We start from the raw sequence: 16,621 nt of genomic DNA, 5'->3' as shown, positions 1-16,621 counted from the left end.
CGGTGATGGTGTTGTCAATCATGGCTCAGTTGCCCGTTCGGGCGGCTGAACCCCCGATGGTACCGGCATTTAAATGGCAGGCCGCACCAAGTGAGGAGCAATTGGCGGAACTCAGCTTGCGCGAAGCTATCTTGCGTGCATTTGCCCGTAATCCGCAAATCGCGCAGGCCGCGGCGCAAATAAAAGTGGGGCAAGGGGATTTGGATGTCGCCGAAAGTGCCTGGTATCCGCAGATTTCCTTGCAGGGAACCACCGGGAAATCACATCAAACTGACTCGGCTGGCAGTCTCAATAGCAATGCATCCGCTGGGGTCCAACTGAGCCAGTTATTGTATGACTTTGGCAAAACCGGCGGCAGTATTGATGAGCAGGAATCTCTGTCGGATGCTTATCGATATGACCTGTTCAACACCATGACTGCCGTGGGGTTGAGCACTGTTCAGGCCTACTTGCAAGTCAAGCGCTACCAGGCTTTAAGTGTGGTAGCGCGTAGCAATATTGCTTCTCTGGAGAGAGTCAAAGAGACCGCCCAACTCAGGGCTGATGCGGGCCTGAGTTCACAATCTGATGTTCTGCAAGCTGAAACCCGTATTGCCGGAATGGTGGCGACACTGGAACAATATCGGGCACAACAGCGCTCAGCTCAAGCTCAACTCACGGTACTGACGGGGGTGGTGTCCGATAATCTGCCGGATCTGCCCAAAGATCTACTCAAGCAAAAAGTCACTCTCAACGCCATTCCCTATGACGCCAGCAGCGCCGTACGCAGCGCCGAGGCCAAACAACAGGCCGCAATGCAGCGAGTGCGGCAAAGCCAGGCGCAGCACTGGCCCACCTTAAAGATTCAAGCGGGCAGGACGCGCTATGAAAATGAGTCGCGCTCTTATTGGGATGATCAGGTGCAATTGGCGGTTGAAGCACCGGTTTATCAGGGCGGTGCGGTCAGTGCCAAAGTGAGGGCAGCGCAGGGCGCGCGCGCAGCGGCACAAGCTGAAGTTGAAAAAGCCAAGCTGGATGTGAATCAAAAAGCGGCAATGGCCTACGCCGATATGATTGGCGCGATACAGCGGCAGCAGGCGGGGGAGCAGCAACTGCAAAGCGCCGAGCACACCCGCAGTGTCTATCAGGATGAATATAAACTCAGCAAACGTAGCCTGAATGATTTATTGAGTGTCGAGCAAGAAGTGCTGCAAGCCGATTCAATGCGGTTGATGGCGCTGTATGACGGCTGGGATGCTACTGCGCGTTATGCCTCGGCGGTCGATAATCTGGTGGATATGTTGGGAATTGACCGGGTTGCTCAGAGTGGTGAGCGGCTGCCAACCTTGTAATGCCGCCAGAAGAATCTCAGAGGGCGCGGAGCGTTAGGGTTAATTGACCGAAAATGCGCAGGTGACAGAGGTAACATGACAACGCAATCTACGCCAACAGAGGTCTGGGTCACCGCAATGGCGAGAGTTGCCAGCTATTACGGCAACCCCGCAGATGTGAACTTTCTTGCCCAGCAAATGCGCTGGTTCGAGCAATTAAGTGGTTTACGCCAACTGGAGCGACTCAGTGGGCTGCTGGGCTTACAGTCAAATGTAATGCCATTGAAAAAAGTCCGCTGGCGCAATGAGTTACTGCCGGTGTTGCTGGAGTTAGAATCCGGCAGTGTGGCGGTGTTGGAGCACCTGTCTGATGATGGGCTGGTGAGTTATTGGCTCAGTGATGGCGGCGATGTGGTGCGTGAGGCGCAGTTGCAAGAGTTACTGGCACGTAGTCAAGGCCGGGTGATCATGGTGGGGGTTGCCAATCGTGGCCGGGATAGCCGTATTGATGAATTTATCCGCCCCTACCGCAAGCATTGGTTTTGGCAAAATTTCCGTGGGGCGGAGCGCAAAATTGCGGAAATTTCACTCGCCTCGGTGCTGGGCAATGTGCTGGCACTGGGCGGCATCCTATTTTCAATGCAAGTTTACGACCGGGTTATTCCGGCGCAATCATATGCCACATTGTGGGTGCTGTTTTTTGGCGTTTTACTGGCCGCGTTTATGGAATATATCATCCGCCTGACGCGCACTCAGATCTCTGATTTGATGGGCAAAAAAATCGACCTCAATGTGTCGTCGATGCTATTTGTCCGGGCGATGGCGATTAAAAACGAAGCGCGCCCAAAATCCACCGGATCATTTATTTCCCAGCTACGTGAAATTGATCAAGTTCGCGAGTTACTGACCTCCACCACCGTCAGTGCAGCGGCAGATATGCCTTTTGTCTTACTGTTTTTGGCTATCATGGCGTTTATTGGCGGCCCACTGGTGGTCATCCCGCTGTTGGCGATCCCACTCATTGTTATCCCCGGTTTATTGATTCAATTCCCGCTGGCGAAACTGGCTAAAGAGGGCATGCGCGAAGGGGCTTTGCGCAATGCGATTCTGGTCGAAACCATTGAAGGTATTGAAGATATTAAAGCTTTACAGGCCGAACCTTACTTTCAGCGCCAATGGGAGCAAACCCATGAAGTGAGTGCCGCGGTAGGGATGAAACAGCGGTTATGGGGCGCTCGTCTGACGGGGTGGGCATCGACCGTCTCGCAATTGACTTATGCCGGTATGCTGGTTTTTGGCACCTATTTGGTGCTGGCCGGGGAGATAACCACCGGCACGCTGGTCGCCAGCAGCTTACTTTCCTCAAGAACTATCGCGCCATTAATGCAACTGACCATGGTTTTCTCGCGCTGGCAGCATGCCAAAAGCGCCATGGCCGGCTTGAATGAACTGCTCAAAAAACCATTGGATCGCCCCGAAGAGGGGGAATTGGCGCATTGCCCGATCCTGAACGGCCACTATCAATTGCGTAATCTGCAATACACCTACGACGAAGAAAAAGGGCAAAGTGTGGTCACCATCGGCGCACTGGACATCAAGCCGGGGGAAAAAGTGGCGATTCTGGGCAAGGTGGGGGCGGGTAAATCCACCTTATTGAAATTATTGGCCGGTCAAGCCAGCGCCACACAGGGCAAGGTAGTGATTGATGGGGTTGATATCAAACGCATTGAACCGGCAGATTTACGCCGCCAACTGGGTTTTTTATCGCAGGATTCCCGCCTGTTTTTTGGCTCGCTGCGGCAAAACCTGATGCTGGGGCACCCTCATGCTACGGAGCAGGAAATGATTCAGGCGCTGCGGATCAGTGGCGCGATAGCTATGGTGCAACAGGACGCGGCCTGTCTTGACCGGATCATTAATGAGGGTGGGCAGGGGTTATCCGGCGGTCAGCGGCAAATGGTATTGCTGAGCCGGATGATTTTGCGCAATCCGCAAGTGGTGTTGATGGATGAGCCGACGGCATCAATGGACGAGCAACTGGAAGATTATGTTATTAGCCAGATGCATACCTGGCTGGATGGTCGCATGTTGGTGTTAGTGACCCATAGGCCGGCGTTATTAAAGCTGGTGGATCGCATCATTGTTATGGATAACGGTCGGGTGGCGGCGGATGGCCCACGGGACCATATTCTCAGCGCGATGGCGAATAAATCTCAACAGGGTGCCGCCTAATAGGAGTGAGTCATGGTCAATTTGAGCTTGGAGCAAGAGAGGGCACATCAGGAACGGCGCATGTCAGCCATTGTTTGGCTGATGTTGGTCGGAATGATTGTGATGTTCATCTGGGCGTATTTCGCCATTCTGGATGAGGTCACAGTGGGGACTGGGAAAGTCACGCCATCGAGTCGCGCGCAGCTAATAGAAAGCCTTGATGGTGGGATTATCAATGAGTTGCTGGTACACGAAGGCGCCATCATCAATAAAGGACAAACTCTGGCTCGCCTTGATCCCACCCGTTTTCAATCTAATTATGGTGAAGCCGCCGCGCGAGTGCGAACGTTACGTGCCTCTTCCGAGCGCCTAAGGGCCGAATTGACGGGGGCGGCATTGGCTTTCAGTGCGGACACCTTAAAAGAGCCGGAGCTGGTGGCGCGTGAGACGCAATTTTACCTTTCCCGTCGGCAAAACCTCAATGAAACCGTAAGCAACTTACAACAATCGCTAAAACTGATGCAGCAGGAATTGCGCATGACTGAACCGCTGGTGGCTAAGGGCGCAGCCAGTCAGGTCGAAGTGATTCGGTTGCAACGCCAAATCAGTGACTTGCGCGGTAAAATTGATGAAGCTCGCAATCAATATGCAGTGAGAGCCCGCGAAGAGCAGGTTAAGAATAATGCAGATTTAGATGCACAGTTGCAGGTAGTTTCTGGCAAGCAAGACCAACTCACCCGGACAACACTGATTTCACCGGTGCGGGGGATAGTAAAGGATATTCAGGTTTCAACCGTCGGGGGCGTGTTGCAACCTGGCGGTAAATTGATGGAAATTGTCCCCATCGAAGAGCAACTGTTGATTGAAACACGGATTAACCCGCGAGATATTGCTTATATCCGGCCTGGGTTGTCAGCGACAGTTAAAATAACGGCTTATGATTCATCCATTTATGGGAATCTGGAGGGGGTAGTGGAAACTGTATCGCCGGATACTTTGCAAGATGAGGTCAAGCGAGATCAATTTTATTATCGGATTTATGTTCGCACTAATCGGGCCGACCTGACCAATAAGGCCGGTAAATTATTCCCCATACTACCGGGTATGGTGGCCAGTGTGGAGATTAAAACGGGTCAGAAAACTGTTTTGGATTATCTCATCAAGCCGCTGAATAAAGTGAAAGAATCATTACGAGAGCGCTAATATTATGGCGCATTTTTTCACCTTTATTTGTGCCACATGGTGGGCGCATCCTAGTATCATATGGCTATATATATGAATAAAAGCCAATGAGCAGCAGGATTATAGTTAGTCGATAAAGCTAACTATAATTCTTAATCATCTGAACTATTTGTGCTTAAATATAAGTGTGAAACTATATTATTCATCTATAATTTAATTGTGTAACTATAGTGAAAATTATAAATATATTTTTGACTCTATGTCGCTGGCAATAAAAAGCCGGTCAAAAGACCGGCCGTAACACTAACGAATTATCTGGCTGCGCGAGCCACAATGAAGGAAATAGTAAAATAATGATGATAGCGGATTTATTATAGTTCTTGACTGTTAGATATTTCTTATCAATTTGTGCTATGTAATTATTTTACTATCTTATTGATTAATATGGTAAAAATTATTTATTGATTATGTGTGCTATATTTTTTAGTGTTTTTAAATTCTGTTAAAGTTCGCCAATATTAACATATTGAAATACTTTATAGACATATGAAACATTATCCGAAACTTCGTAGCATTTTCTGTATAGATTAATCCTAATATTATTACCACAATAGAATAACCCTATTGGGAAAATATGCTCATAAGAGCAGTGGCATAGTTAGATCTAATAATTAGAGGATAATAACGATGAAACTTCGAGTTCTTTCCCTGCTGGTTCCTGCTTTATTAGTTGCCGGTAGCGCAGGCGCGGCTGAAATTTACAGTAAAGACGGCAACAAGCTGGATCTGTACGGTAAAGTCGATGGCCTGCATTATTTTTCTGACGACAAAAGCAAAGATGGCGACCAGTCTTACATGCGTTTTGGCCTGAAAGGCGAAACACAAATTAGTGACCAACTGACCGGTTACGGCCAGTGGGAATATCAAGCAAATCTAAATAAAGCGGAAAACCAAGACCAAGGTAACTTCACCCGTGTTGGCTTTGCTGGTTTGAAATTTACTGATTTTGGTTCTTTCGACTACGGCCGTAACTATGGTGTGCTGTATGACGTAACCTCATGGACTGACGTTCTGCCAGAATTCGGTGGTGATACTTACGGTGCTGACAACTTCTTGTCACAACGTGGTAACGGCATGGCGACTTACCGTAACAGCAACTTCTTTGGCCTGGTGGATGGTCTGAACTTTGCTCTGCAATATCAGGGCAAAAATGGCAGCGGTACTGAAACCAATAATGGCCGTGATGTACAAGGCCAGAATGGTGACGGCTACGGTATGTCCGTATCTTATGATTTGGGCTGGGGCGTGAGCGCATCTGCTGCAATGGCCAGTTCTAAACGTACTGATGACCAGAATAAACTGGCATTTGGCCATGGTGACCGCGCGGATGCATACACCGGTGGTTTGAAATATGACGCGAACAACGTCTATCTGGCCGCAACTTATGCCCAGACTTACAACCTGACTCGCTTCGGTAACTTCAATAATAACACCGACTCAGGCTTTGCTAACAAAGCGCAAAACATCGAGTTAGTGGCTCAGTATCAGTTTGATTTCGGCCTGCGCCCATCCGTGGCTTACCTGCAATCTAAAGGTAAAGACCTTGGCAACGGCTATGGTGACCAGGATCTGCTGAAGTATGTTGATGTTGGTGCGACTTACTACTTCAACAAAAACATGTCCACCTATGTTGATTACAAAATCAACCTATTGGATGAAAACAACTTCACCAAAAACGCAGGTATCAATACTGATGATATCGTAGCGGTTGGTTTGGTTTACCAGTTCTAATCCTGCTGACAGGAGAGGTTCTGATAAAACGCGGTCACTTGGCCGCGTTTTTTGTGCCCGCCATTTGCTGTTGGTCTGCTGAGCCACCCATTTATATATGGGCGTATTTTTAAGCGATTTGCTTTTTTTTAACCACTTTTGGCATGAAGTTTAACCAAACGAACTAAATTTCCATTTTTTTTGAATGAAACACTAGACATATCATCACGCTATAGATGATAATCCCGCTCATTGGAAGGATGGCCGAGTGGTTTAAGGCAACGGTCTTGAAAACCGTCGACTGTAACAGGTCCTAGAGTTCGAATCTCTATCCTTCCGCCAAATTACGCCGGCATAGCTCAGTTGGTAGAGCAACTGACTTGTAATCAGTAGGTCCCGAGTTCGACTCTTGGTGCCGGCACCAATTAAAAGCCCGTTATCTGAATAAGATAACGGGCTTTTTGCTTTCCGACAAATTTGAGTTGCGGCAGGATTCCTCGCTACCGCTGATTGAGTCAGCTATTCTTCGCTAACTGCGCGACCAACCGATTCACGCCATCACTCATATTGGTGAATTTCGTCAGTTGCGTGCGGGTGACCACCACGAAAACCGCAATATTCTTCTCGGGGATCATCGCCATATAAGTAATAAATCCGCCACCGCCACCGGTTTTCTGCATGATGCCCGGCAGTTCAGCATTTGGTGCCATGTAGACCCAGCCTAGCCCCAGCGCATCGGCCTGACCGGCAACATCCATCCCTTTTAATGAAACCAAATCGCGACGTTGGAAATACAGCGCTTGTTCACGTTTGGCTGTGCTTTTACGTGCGTTGTTATTGGAAGCTAAGAATTGCTGCATCCAGCGCTGCATATCTTCTGGTGTCGAGTAAACCCCGCCACTGCCCGCCGCCGCTATGGTGTTTTCACAGCGGCTGCTGCCCACGCCGATCATCAAACGGCTACATTGCTCTGCCGTTGGGGTGAGGGTGGTGTTTCGCATACCCAGCGGTGCGGTGATTTTATCTCGTAATAAGCTGGTATAAGGTTTCCCGGAGGCGCGTGATAGCGCGTCTGCCAGCAAATCGTAAGCCAAATTGGAATAAGCCGCTTTCACACCAGGGGGCACAGTCATATTGGCCAGTTTCAACCATTGCCAGCGGTTATCTTTGGTCGGCCAGGTAAACACCGGCCTTTTTTGCGGGCCACCGGGCTGTTCACGAGGCAGGCCGCTGGTGTGGCTGGCCAGATTGAGCAAAGTCATCGGCTGTTTCGCATTATAAGCTGGGACTTTGGCTCCTTTAGGGGCCCATTTTTGCAAAGGGTCAGTTAATTTTACTGTGCCATCCTCAGCCAGTTTTACCATCACCTCACTGGTCATCAGCTTGGTAATAGAGGCAATGCGGATCAATGAATCTGGCCGTGGGCGCAAATTGTTACCGGGCTTGGTTTCGCCAAAACTGCGGTTAACTACTTGATTATTATCAATAACGACCAGCGCCATCCCCATGGCCCCGCTGTTATAGAAGATATGTTCGGCATATTGATCAACAACTTGTGATGTCAAAAGCTCGGTGTTGGCGTAGCCGTGCAGTGGGATAGTGAACAGAGCCGCGGCCAGTAACGGGGAAGAAAAATGTTTCAGCAATCTTTTGTCCATGATCAAAAAGCAAAATAACAGTCATAGACTTATAGTAATCGGATATTTGTATAAAACATGCTGAAATTTTCAAACAGACGAATAATTTACATTACGGGGATAAGGACGGGGATAAAAAACCGCAGCGGGCAGGGCCGTTGCGGTTTGGGGTAACTATCGAGATTAATTAACTTTCAGTGACCGGCTTAGGGATCACATTGGATGATTCTTTCATGCCAAGCGGGTTATTCCCCCAGCACTGCTCATACTTCCAGCCGGTGAGCTCTTCCGCTACCGCTCTGGCATGAGCCGGAATATCTGCCATGGCACCACCGTTTTTAATCCGATCAATTTCTTCCAGCAGAATCTTATGATTTTTGCGGTCCAGTTTCATCTGCGTAGTGTAATAGATTGCCACCAGTGCCAGTGAGATAACGCCGATAGCAAACACCCCGACAATGGCTTGCACTGCCATTTCTGGCTGGCTGGATTGGCCGGAAACAAAACCAAAGTGGCTTAATGTCCAGCCCATAGCGAAGACAATAATTGAGCGCACCATTTTGCCAGCGAATGTCATGGCGCCAGCATAAATCCCTTCACGGCGACGCCCCGTCAACACTTCGTCCACATCCGCCAAGAAAGTATAAACCGTCCATGGAATGTAGTAGATACCGCCGGTGCTTAAACCGAAAACAGCAGTGATGCAGAACAACACAATCACTGTCGTGGCTTGAGACCAACCGGTGAAATAGAGCGCCGCATAGGCAATCACACTGACAATCACCACTTGCAAGGCAATGCGGAACGGGCGAGCAAAGCCCATTTTGACGCAAATACCGATAAAGATAGCGGTAGAAATCAACTGCATGATTGAACTGAAACTGTTGAGCTGAGAAACCAGCGTTGCATCCTGGCCCAGACCAAAAATAATAAAGTATGTGAATGCAGACGCGAACAACCATTCAGCACCAAAACCGAACAGGTACATGCCCAGATGTTTGCGGAAAATACGCAGATGGAAAGTGGAGGCCATATCCACACACATTTTTTTCAAGGCTTGGCCCAAACTGCTAGTGGTTTCTCTCACCACTTCGCTGGCCGGGCGCTCCCAGGATGAGCTGTAAAGCCAAATCATGGCGCAGCACATAATCAAGCCGTAGGCGATACCGGTATAGAGGAAAGGCGTTGCGGAATCTTTACCATAAATAGCAATAAACTGGCCGGGGATAAAAGCCGCCAGGAAGTTGGCGACCTTGCCGAAAATAGCTTTAGAACCGGTTAATTTTGAGCGTTTGGCAAAATCAGTGGTCATCTCGGTCGCCAGTGTTTCATACGGCACCATGATGGAGGTATAAATCAGTTCAAACAATGCGTAGGTCAGCAAGTAATACCAGAAACCAAATCCGCTCATCCACAGCATTGGATAGACCAATACCAGTGGAATACCCAGCAAGATAAAGAAGCGCCGGCGGCCAAATAGACGGCCAAGTCGGGTATTGTAAAAGTTATCAGTGATATAACCCATTACCGGGTTACTGATTGCATCGAGAATACTGGCGATTGAAAAAATAGTGGCCGCCTCTACCACCGACAGCCCGCAAAAGGTGGTGTAGAAATACATCAGCCAGGCACCACTGATTGCCAGCGCCCCGCTCCCCAGTAAGTTAGCGCTCCCATACGCCAACGTATGTCTTGTTGTAATAGCTTTACTCATTCTTACCGCCACCTCAAATTAAAACAATGTTTCATTAATAATGGATAATCGTTTTGTTTATAAAGGAGTGTTGCCGTTAAAAATGAGCGTTGGATCACGAAAAAGGGTTTTGTCGCCAGAAATAGCGCGTATCACAGTAAAAATTGATATGAATCAATTTAGTAGAGAGGTGGAAATATTCAGTAAAAAACAAAATATCTATAAGAATATGAATGAGTGATAATGCCTGCTTATGACAATCGTGACCGTGATAAGTGTGGCAAGATTTAAATCAGTTTTCTGAAATATCATCATTGGCATTAAATCTTATTATTCTGACAACTTGCCCACCGGGTGAAAGTATTCATATTGGGCAAGTGTGAAGTGTGAAGTGTGAAGTGTGAAGTGTTACGGGCATGGCCCATGAATGAATTCTGGCTGCAAGAGTGGCTAGCAGTGAAGGACGTAAAATGGCGAAGAAAAACCCTTATTATGATGCCAGTAAGCCACACCATACAGAGTTTGGATTTCAGAATCTGGAGCCAGTTGTCCATCATTCGCAGGATCTGAAACGCTGGCGTGAGGAGCGAAAGCGCCAGTCCTTACCGAAACCCCCGCAGCAAGGTTATGCACAGTTTGTCACTGACTGGTGGCAACCGGCAGATTTCAGCGGCCAACAAGATGCTTTGTGGTGGCTGGGACATGCTTCGTTATTATTGCGTGTAAGTGGCAAAACTGTGCTGTTTGATCCCGTGCTGTCCAGCCGGGCTTCGCCGCTCAATTTTTACGGCCCAGAGCGCAGGACACCTGCACCTGCCAGCGTAAAGGAGTTGCCGCATATTGATGTAGTTGTGATTTCTCACAATCATTATGACCATTTGGATGTCAGAACCATTACCCAATTATTATGCCGTTTCCCCGACGTGACTTTTTTAGCGCCACTGGGGCTGAAAAGTTGGTTTCTGCAGCATGGTGCTCGCCATGTTCATGAATTAGATTGGTGGGATAGCCATCTTGCCGCCGAATTTGAGTTTCATTGTGTGCCCGCGCGGCATTGGAGCATGCGCACACCTTGGGATCGTAACCAAAGTTTGTGGTCGGGCTGGGTGGTTAAGCGCGATGAAATCAATTTCTATTTCACCGGTGACACGGGGTATAGCCCGCAATTACTGACCATTGGTGAAAGATTGGGGCCATTTAACTATGCGGCATTGCCGATTGGTGCTTATGCCCCGCGTTGGTTTATGAACGCGCAGCATATGGATCCGCAGCAATCAGTGCAGTTATTTAAACAATTACAGCAACCTGTGACGGTGCCTATCCACTGGGGGGTGTTTGAGTTGGCCGATGAATCTCTGGATGAACCGCCACAACAGCTGAAGCTCGCGTTGACAGAAGCCGGGGTTGCGCCAGACAATTTCGCACCGCTTAAAATTGGCGCGCGGATAGTGCTTGAGTAGGATAATGCTTGAGTAGGGCGTTGCAGCGGGTTGAATGTCACTCGCTGCAACGAAAGGGCATTAGATCTTGAATTGGTTCACGGCACTGGTCAAATCAGCCGCCTGGGCTTGTAATGCAGCAGAGGCCGCGGTTGATTCCTGCACCAATGCGGCATTTTGTTGCACCATGGTATCCAATTGAGTCACTGCGCTATTTATCTCATTAATACCGCGCATTTGTTCATCTGCCGCATTAGTGATTTCTGACATAATTGTCGTGACATCAGATACACTGCTCACAATCTCGGTCATGGTATTACTGGCTTGCCGCACCTGACCGGAGCCAGAGGCAACACTGCTCACCGTCGAGTCAATCAGGGTTTTAATCTCTTTTGCCGCTTGTGCGCTGCGTTGCGCTAAGGTGCGAACTTCTCCCGCCACCACGGCAAATCCACGACCTTGCTCACCGGCGCGCGCAGCTTCTACTGCCGCATTCAGTGCCAGAATATTGGTCTGGAAAGCGATGCCATCAATGACACTGGTAATATCCCCGATTTTGCCCGAAGCCGCCTCAATAGACTCCATGGTCGTGATAACTTTCGCGATAACTTCGCCACCACGAGAAGCATCATTGGCGGCTGAGAGAACCGCGGTATTAGCTTGCCTTGCCGCACTGGCAGATTGCGCCACGGTTGCTGAGATTTGTTCGAGTGCTGCCGAGGTTTGTTGCAAACTGGCAGCGGCTGACTCTGTTCGGCCAGACAAATCCTGATTACCTGCCGCAATTTCATTCGCCGCAATGCTGACAGATTCGCTGGTATTGCGGATCTGCGCCATAACGCCGCTGAGTTTGTCAGCAAATTTATTGAATGAAATGGCTATTTTGGCCATTTCATCACGGCCTTCTACCGGCAAGCGCTGGGTTAAATCTTCCGAGCCAGAACTGATAGCATCCATAGCCTTATGGACATGATTCAGTGGTGTCAGGGCGCGCTGGGTAATCAGGCTAATAATGACAATGGCAATTAAGATGATGACAATCAGGGTTACCAGGGATGTGGTCAATAATGAGCGCATACCGGCAGTGGCGTGGGCTTTGTCCAGCGCGACGACAGTAAACCACTGAGTGCCGGGGACCGCTTGTGCAAGTAACAACTTAGTGCTGCCATCAATCTCAGCCGCGGTAGGGGCGGTTGCGGTCAACAGGGCTTTAAGATCCAATGTCGGCGCGATTTCACTCAGCGGTTTTAGGGTTAATTGCACGTCTGGATGGGCGATAATTGTGCCGTTAGCATCAATTAACATACCAAAACTACCCTCTGTTGGATGGATAGATTTTACGTTTGTAATCACGCTGTCCATGGTGACATCGGCAGCTAATACCCCTTTCACATTGCCATCCTGAATAATAGGCAAGGCAAAAGTCACGACTAATTGATTAGTTCCTGCATCAATATAAGGGGGGGGCACCACTGGGCTACCCGCTTTCACTGCTTGTAAATACCAAGGGCGACCGGTGGGATCATAGTCAGCAGGAATGCCATCTGGATTAGAAAAAATAGCCGTCTTATTTGCGTAACCGATATAAACGTTAATAAAGTTACCCGCCGCAGCCACTTGGCGTAAAGCTGCAATAGGGTCTGCTGCCAATGCGCTTTCTTTAAGCGACACAATCATCTGTGTTTTCATCGCCACCCAATCTGCAATCCCAACCCCATGGCTGGCAGTTACCGCCTTCAAGGTATTATCGATAGCACTATTGTTATATTTGTTGGCAACGGAGTAGTTAAAATAAGTATTAATGGCAAGCGAACCAGCCACGATGATGATACAGGCAGCCAGAATACGTGAACGAATGGAATCAAGCATAGAGCGTCCTAAATGTAGGGGAGGGCATAATTCAAGTAACGGCGTGATATAGAAAAACTTGAGGTGAGTCACAGTAACAAACTTCCATTTATGCACCATTGTTAATTCTTCTTTATGTAATGGTGACAAGGTAGGAGAATTTTGTTGATAATGATATTCAATAAAAACAGAAACTTGACTATTCTTGCAAACCTAACGTAGCCGTAAAAATTAAAATAAAGTTGAAAAAAATAGTGATATTTAAAATACAAAATCAGCATCAATACCGCTGAAATAGGCTATTTCACACGACACTGATGCTGATGATTTGTTATTACTTGTATATCGATGGGTTAAAAAGTGTACAGAAATCCCATGGCGATAGTTTGATTTTTCTGCGCGATGCTTGAGCCATCAAGATTATTTTGTGATGTGCCGGTATTCCGGTTGAGGATTTGCGTTGTTCCTTTCCCTTCGGTGTATTGATTCCAGGCAGCTTCTACAAATAATTTGGTCCTTGGGGTGATATAATATCCCGCATCCACCACGACTGCGTAATAGCGCGAGTTTTTGCTGCTGTCTTTGAAGGAAAGTTTGCGTGAATAATGTTCATCCTGTGCATTGGCATTGACCCAACGGCTATATTTCAGCGAGGTATTAAACTCAAATTTTTGATAATGATAGCTTCCAGCTAAACCAATGTAGGTCATATCAAAATTTTGTTTATAACCGATTGCTGCAACGGTATCTGAAGCTGTAAAAATATTGTTACCATTGTTGTAATGATAGTTTCCACCATAGGCGGTCCAATCATTGTTATTACGTTGATAGCCACTCATCAAACCAATACGATAATTGTCTTGTTTTAAAAACCAAAACTTTGCATTCAGATCAATTTCGTTAGCATAGTTCAAATGGGTTTTTTCATGATGAGACCAATCCGTCCACTTGGTTTGGTTTGTCTGATTCCAATCATAATCATCCATAGTGCCTTTGCTTGATGATAATGTAGACCACCCGCGAGCGGTGAAAGTTAAACGTGATAACACATCCCATGAGATATCTATTTTAACAATCGGGGTATTCTCAGCTTTCCAATCTAACTGACTTATTTTTCGGCTGTTTCGGTCATAAACATATTCATTTGATTCTGTATTTAATAACCCCAGTGAGGTACTGACAGTCAAACTATCAGTTATCTTAGTATGATAACTGGCTACCGCAGAGTGAGATAAGGCGAGTAGCATGAATATGCTGAGGTTTTTTTTTACTGTAATATTAACTTTCATTATTAACCTTTAATTTGTTTAAAGCTTCATGCGGAAGTTAACATTGAGAGGGATTTAAAATTGTTAATTAAAGATTAAAATAAAATTAAGTGTTTAAATATAATTAATTATAACGATGACTGATCAATTAAAATTGATATGAGCCGGGCTGGGTTACCCGGCTTAATCGGGGTTAAAACTCACTCACTAACCATTGATCTGCTTCATCAAACATCTCTTCTACCAAACGATTGAGCACAGATTTCTCTTGTTTACTCGCATCGGTATTAATGCCATTAGCTTGCATTGGTTTGACCTTAACCTCTGCATTGGGGAACACTTGGTGTACGCGCTTGGTCAATTCTGCTTTGATCATTTCATTGGCGTTAGCCAGGCCGGCGACATTCCGTTTGTCATAAATTAATTCAACTCGCATCGCTTCTTTCCTAAGTTAAAAATACTGTGTTAATATACAGTTCTATTTTGTGTAAAACAACCTGGTTTTCACCATGTTAGTGCAGAATGAGGTTAAATAATTGTTTTTAGATGATATCTTATCTACTTGTTTATACTGGTAATTATTTTGGCGTTAATGGCTTCTTTTTCATGAGTCAATTTTATTACCGTTAGCAATAATATCAAATTACCTGCGGTGCTGAATGTGAAACTAGAAATGAACCCGCTGATAGAAAACTTACATATTTATGAAAAAACATTAACGTGGCCTGAAAAAAGTGTATTAGTGTGATATCACTGGTTAGTTACACACTGATTGAATAACAGGAAAGCCCCGCATTGCCGGGGCTTTCCTGTTTCTGTTAGTCATACACGCCAGTGTAATGGAGAGAGGTCATAAATGAATGAACAAAGTCAGCTTCCGTATTGGTGGACTGGGTCACTGGCATTATTCTCGGCCCTGAGTTTACAAGATTATATCTTTATTCTCGGCACCGTGATTAGCATGATTTTTACTGTCAAAACCTATTATGTTAATTTACGAGAAAAAGACGCAATAATTAAAGAAGAACAACGTAGAACTGAAATGTTACGAGATTTTCTGCGCAATAAAACAGTAGAAAATATTCCAGCCGCCATTGCGGTATGTTATGACGCATTACACAAAATGGAGGACTGACATGACCCCAATGCGACGCAAAAAAGTTGTTGGGGCGGTGGCGGCGTTTCTATCAGTGACTTCAATGACCAAATCAATGCCAATATCGTGTGTTAATTAGCAACTGGCGATGATAAAGAACAACTCACAGCATGGAAAACTTATCGTGTGCTATTAAGCCGAATCGACCTGTCAACCGCCCCTGATATCAATCGGCCTGTCACGCCACAGTAATAATGCAGGATTATTTACTGTAATAGACCGGGCTGAACGGCCCGGTATGTTCACTCGCCGCCCCCCCCTCCCCATTCCCGCATAACGCCCTCGTGAGTCCGCTCATTTCATGCTAAATTTACCCATCTCAAGCCATAGCATCGTTTCAGGTACCAGTATGTTTACATATAAAGAAATATCATCGCTGAACGAACTGGAATTGATCGTCTATAACTACATCATAAAAAATACTGATAAAGTGATGTACATGACCATCAGAGAATTGGCGGATGCTGCGGGAGTATCGACGACCACGGTTTTACGTTTCTGCAAAAAAATGAATTGTGATGGTTACTCTGAATTCCGTATTCGTTTTAAACTGTATTTAGAACATGATGAAAAACCACCTGTTACTTTTGGTATCAGTGAAATAATTAGCTATTTTAAAAGTATCAATAATAGCGAATTTGATGAGTTACTTGATACGGTAGCAGCTCAAATAGCCGCTACACGCCGAATAATTTTTGTTGGAATAGGAACATCTGGTGCATTAGGGAAATACAGCGCACGTTTCTTCTCTAATATAGGTAAGTACAGCACTTATATTGACGATCCCTATTATCCGATTAATAGTGACATGTATCAGGATGCGATTGCGATTATTTTCTCTGTCTCTGGTGAGACCGAGGAAATTATTCGTATTGCTAATCAGTTCAGCTTGCAGAATTGCAAAATTATTAGCTTAACCAACAGTGATAACTCAACATTGGCTAAGATGGCGGATTTAAATATTTCCTACCATATGCCACCTATTGTATTGGAAGGCCAATATAATATTACCACTCAGATTCCAGTATTATATATTATTGAGACTATCGGTAAGAAACTCTCCAAGTTAATTAATAAAAACACTCGATAAAACAGGGTGTTTTTTAC

General features: G+C 46.4%; 13 protein-coding genes and 2 tRNA genes. 10 read left to right on the top strand and 5 right to left on the bottom strand.

The features are described 5' to 3' along the window. The first annotated feature begins 20 nt into the window (after positions 1–20). The 6 genes from DXZ79_RS13350 (at position 21) to DXZ79_RS13325 (ending at position 6,897) form a co-directional block, all read left to right on the top strand. Positions 21–1,331: a TolC family outer membrane protein gene (locus tag DXZ79_RS13350; RefSeq protein WP_042562622.1), complete on the top strand. Its 1,311-nt coding sequence runs from the start codon at positions 21–23 to the stop codon at positions 1,329–1,331. Positions 1,332–1,406: 75 nt separating this feature from the next. Beyond that, positions 1,407–3,542, top strand: coding sequence for a type I secretion system permease/ATPase (locus DXZ79_RS13345; protein ID WP_050291320.1), 2,136 nt, complete (start codon positions 1,407–1,409; stop codon positions 3,540–3,542). A gap of 12 nt (positions 3,543–3,554) precedes the next feature. Beyond that, a complete protein-coding gene (locus DXZ79_RS13340; protein ID WP_042562391.1) occupies positions 3,555–4,724 on the top strand; it encodes a beta-barrel domain-containing protein in 1,170 nt (389 codons plus the stop codon). A 666-nt stretch (positions 4,725–5,390) separates the two neighbouring features. Then, on the top strand, positions 5,391–6,494 hold the full coding sequence (locus DXZ79_RS13335) for a porin OmpC (protein WP_038631902.1): 1,104 nt from the start codon (positions 5,391–5,393) through the stop codon (positions 6,492–6,494). A gap of 233 nt (positions 6,495–6,727) precedes the next feature. Beyond that, a tRNA-Ser gene (locus DXZ79_RS13330) sits at positions 6,728–6,815 on the top strand. Positions 6,816–6,821: 6 nt separating this feature from the next. Then, positions 6,822–6,897 (top strand) — tRNA-Thr (locus tag DXZ79_RS13325). 91 nt (positions 6,898–6,988) lie between these two features. On the opposite strand, the gene ampH is transcribed toward DXZ79_RS13325, so the two are convergent. Together ampH and DXZ79_RS13315 are read right to left on the bottom strand one after the other, a co-directional pair. Further along, positions 6,989–8,131 (bottom strand): D-alanyl-D-alanine-carboxypeptidase/endopeptidase AmpH, encoded by a 1,143-nt coding sequence (gene ampH / locus DXZ79_RS13320; protein WP_038631904.1) that lies wholly within the window; start codon positions 8,129–8,131, stop codon positions 6,989–6,991. A 166-nt stretch (positions 8,132–8,297) separates the two neighbouring features. Further along, positions 8,298–9,824, bottom strand: coding sequence for an MFS transporter (locus tag DXZ79_RS13315; RefSeq protein WP_038631906.1), 1,527 nt, complete (start codon positions 9,822–9,824; stop codon positions 8,298–8,300). Between the two features lie 449 nt (positions 9,825–10,273). On the opposite strand from DXZ79_RS13315, the gene DXZ79_RS13310 reads away from it, so the two are divergent. Further along, positions 10,274–11,263, top strand: coding sequence for an MBL fold metallo-hydrolase (locus DXZ79_RS13310; protein WP_038631908.1), 990 nt, complete (start codon positions 10,274–10,276; stop codon positions 11,261–11,263). Positions 11,264–11,323: 60 nt separating this feature from the next. Here the strand turns inward: DXZ79_RS13310 and DXZ79_RS13305 are convergent, their stop codons facing one another. The 3 genes from DXZ79_RS13305 to DXZ79_RS13295 form a co-directional block, all read right to left on the bottom strand. Next, positions 11,324–13,111 carry a methyl-accepting chemotaxis protein gene (locus DXZ79_RS13305; protein ID WP_120011328.1) on the bottom strand — a complete coding sequence of 596 codons (1,788 nt, stop codon included), beginning with the start codon at positions 13,109–13,111 and terminating at the stop codon, positions 11,324–11,326. A gap of 332 nt (positions 13,112–13,443) precedes the next feature. After that, positions 13,444–14,379, bottom strand: a complete 936-nt coding sequence (locus DXZ79_RS13300) for an omptin family outer membrane protease (RefSeq protein ID WP_038631912.1) — start codon at positions 14,377–14,379, stop codon at positions 13,444–13,446. 172 nt (positions 14,380–14,551) lie between these two features. Continuing rightward, complete coding sequence (locus tag DXZ79_RS13295; RefSeq protein WP_038631914.1) at positions 14,552–14,794, bottom strand: DinI family protein; 243 nt, start codon at positions 14,792–14,794, stop codon at positions 14,552–14,554. A gap of 420 nt (positions 14,795–15,214) precedes the next feature. On the opposite strand from DXZ79_RS13295, the gene DXZ79_RS13285 reads away from it, so the two are divergent. The 3 genes from DXZ79_RS13285 (at position 15,215) to DXZ79_RS13275 (ending at position 16,604) form a co-directional block, all read left to right on the top strand. Then, on the top strand, positions 15,215–15,493 hold the full coding sequence (locus DXZ79_RS13285) for a hypothetical protein (RefSeq protein ID WP_038631916.1): 279 nt from the start codon (positions 15,215–15,217) through the stop codon (positions 15,491–15,493). A gap of 147 nt (positions 15,494–15,640) precedes the next feature. Then, positions 15,641–15,706 (top strand): tail fiber assembly protein, encoded by a 66-nt coding sequence (locus DXZ79_RS21325; RefSeq protein ID WP_404273970.1) that lies wholly within the window; start codon positions 15,641–15,643, stop codon positions 15,704–15,706. A gap of 157 nt (positions 15,707–15,863) precedes the next feature. Continuing rightward, positions 15,864–16,604 carry a MurR/RpiR family transcriptional regulator gene (locus DXZ79_RS13275; protein WP_038631917.1) on the top strand — a complete coding sequence of 247 codons (741 nt, stop codon included), beginning with the start codon at positions 15,864–15,866 and terminating at the stop codon, positions 16,602–16,604. Positions 16,605–16,621 lie beyond the last annotated feature (17 nt).

Origin of the sequence: Yersinia rochesterensis (genome assembly GCF_003600645.1) — a bacterium.
Lineage (GTDB): Bacteria > Pseudomonadota > Gammaproteobacteria > Enterobacterales > Enterobacteriaceae > Yersinia > Yersinia rochesterensis.
Note: the sequence above shows the minus strand (reverse complement) of the source record. Positions and strands in the feature narration are given on the sequence as shown.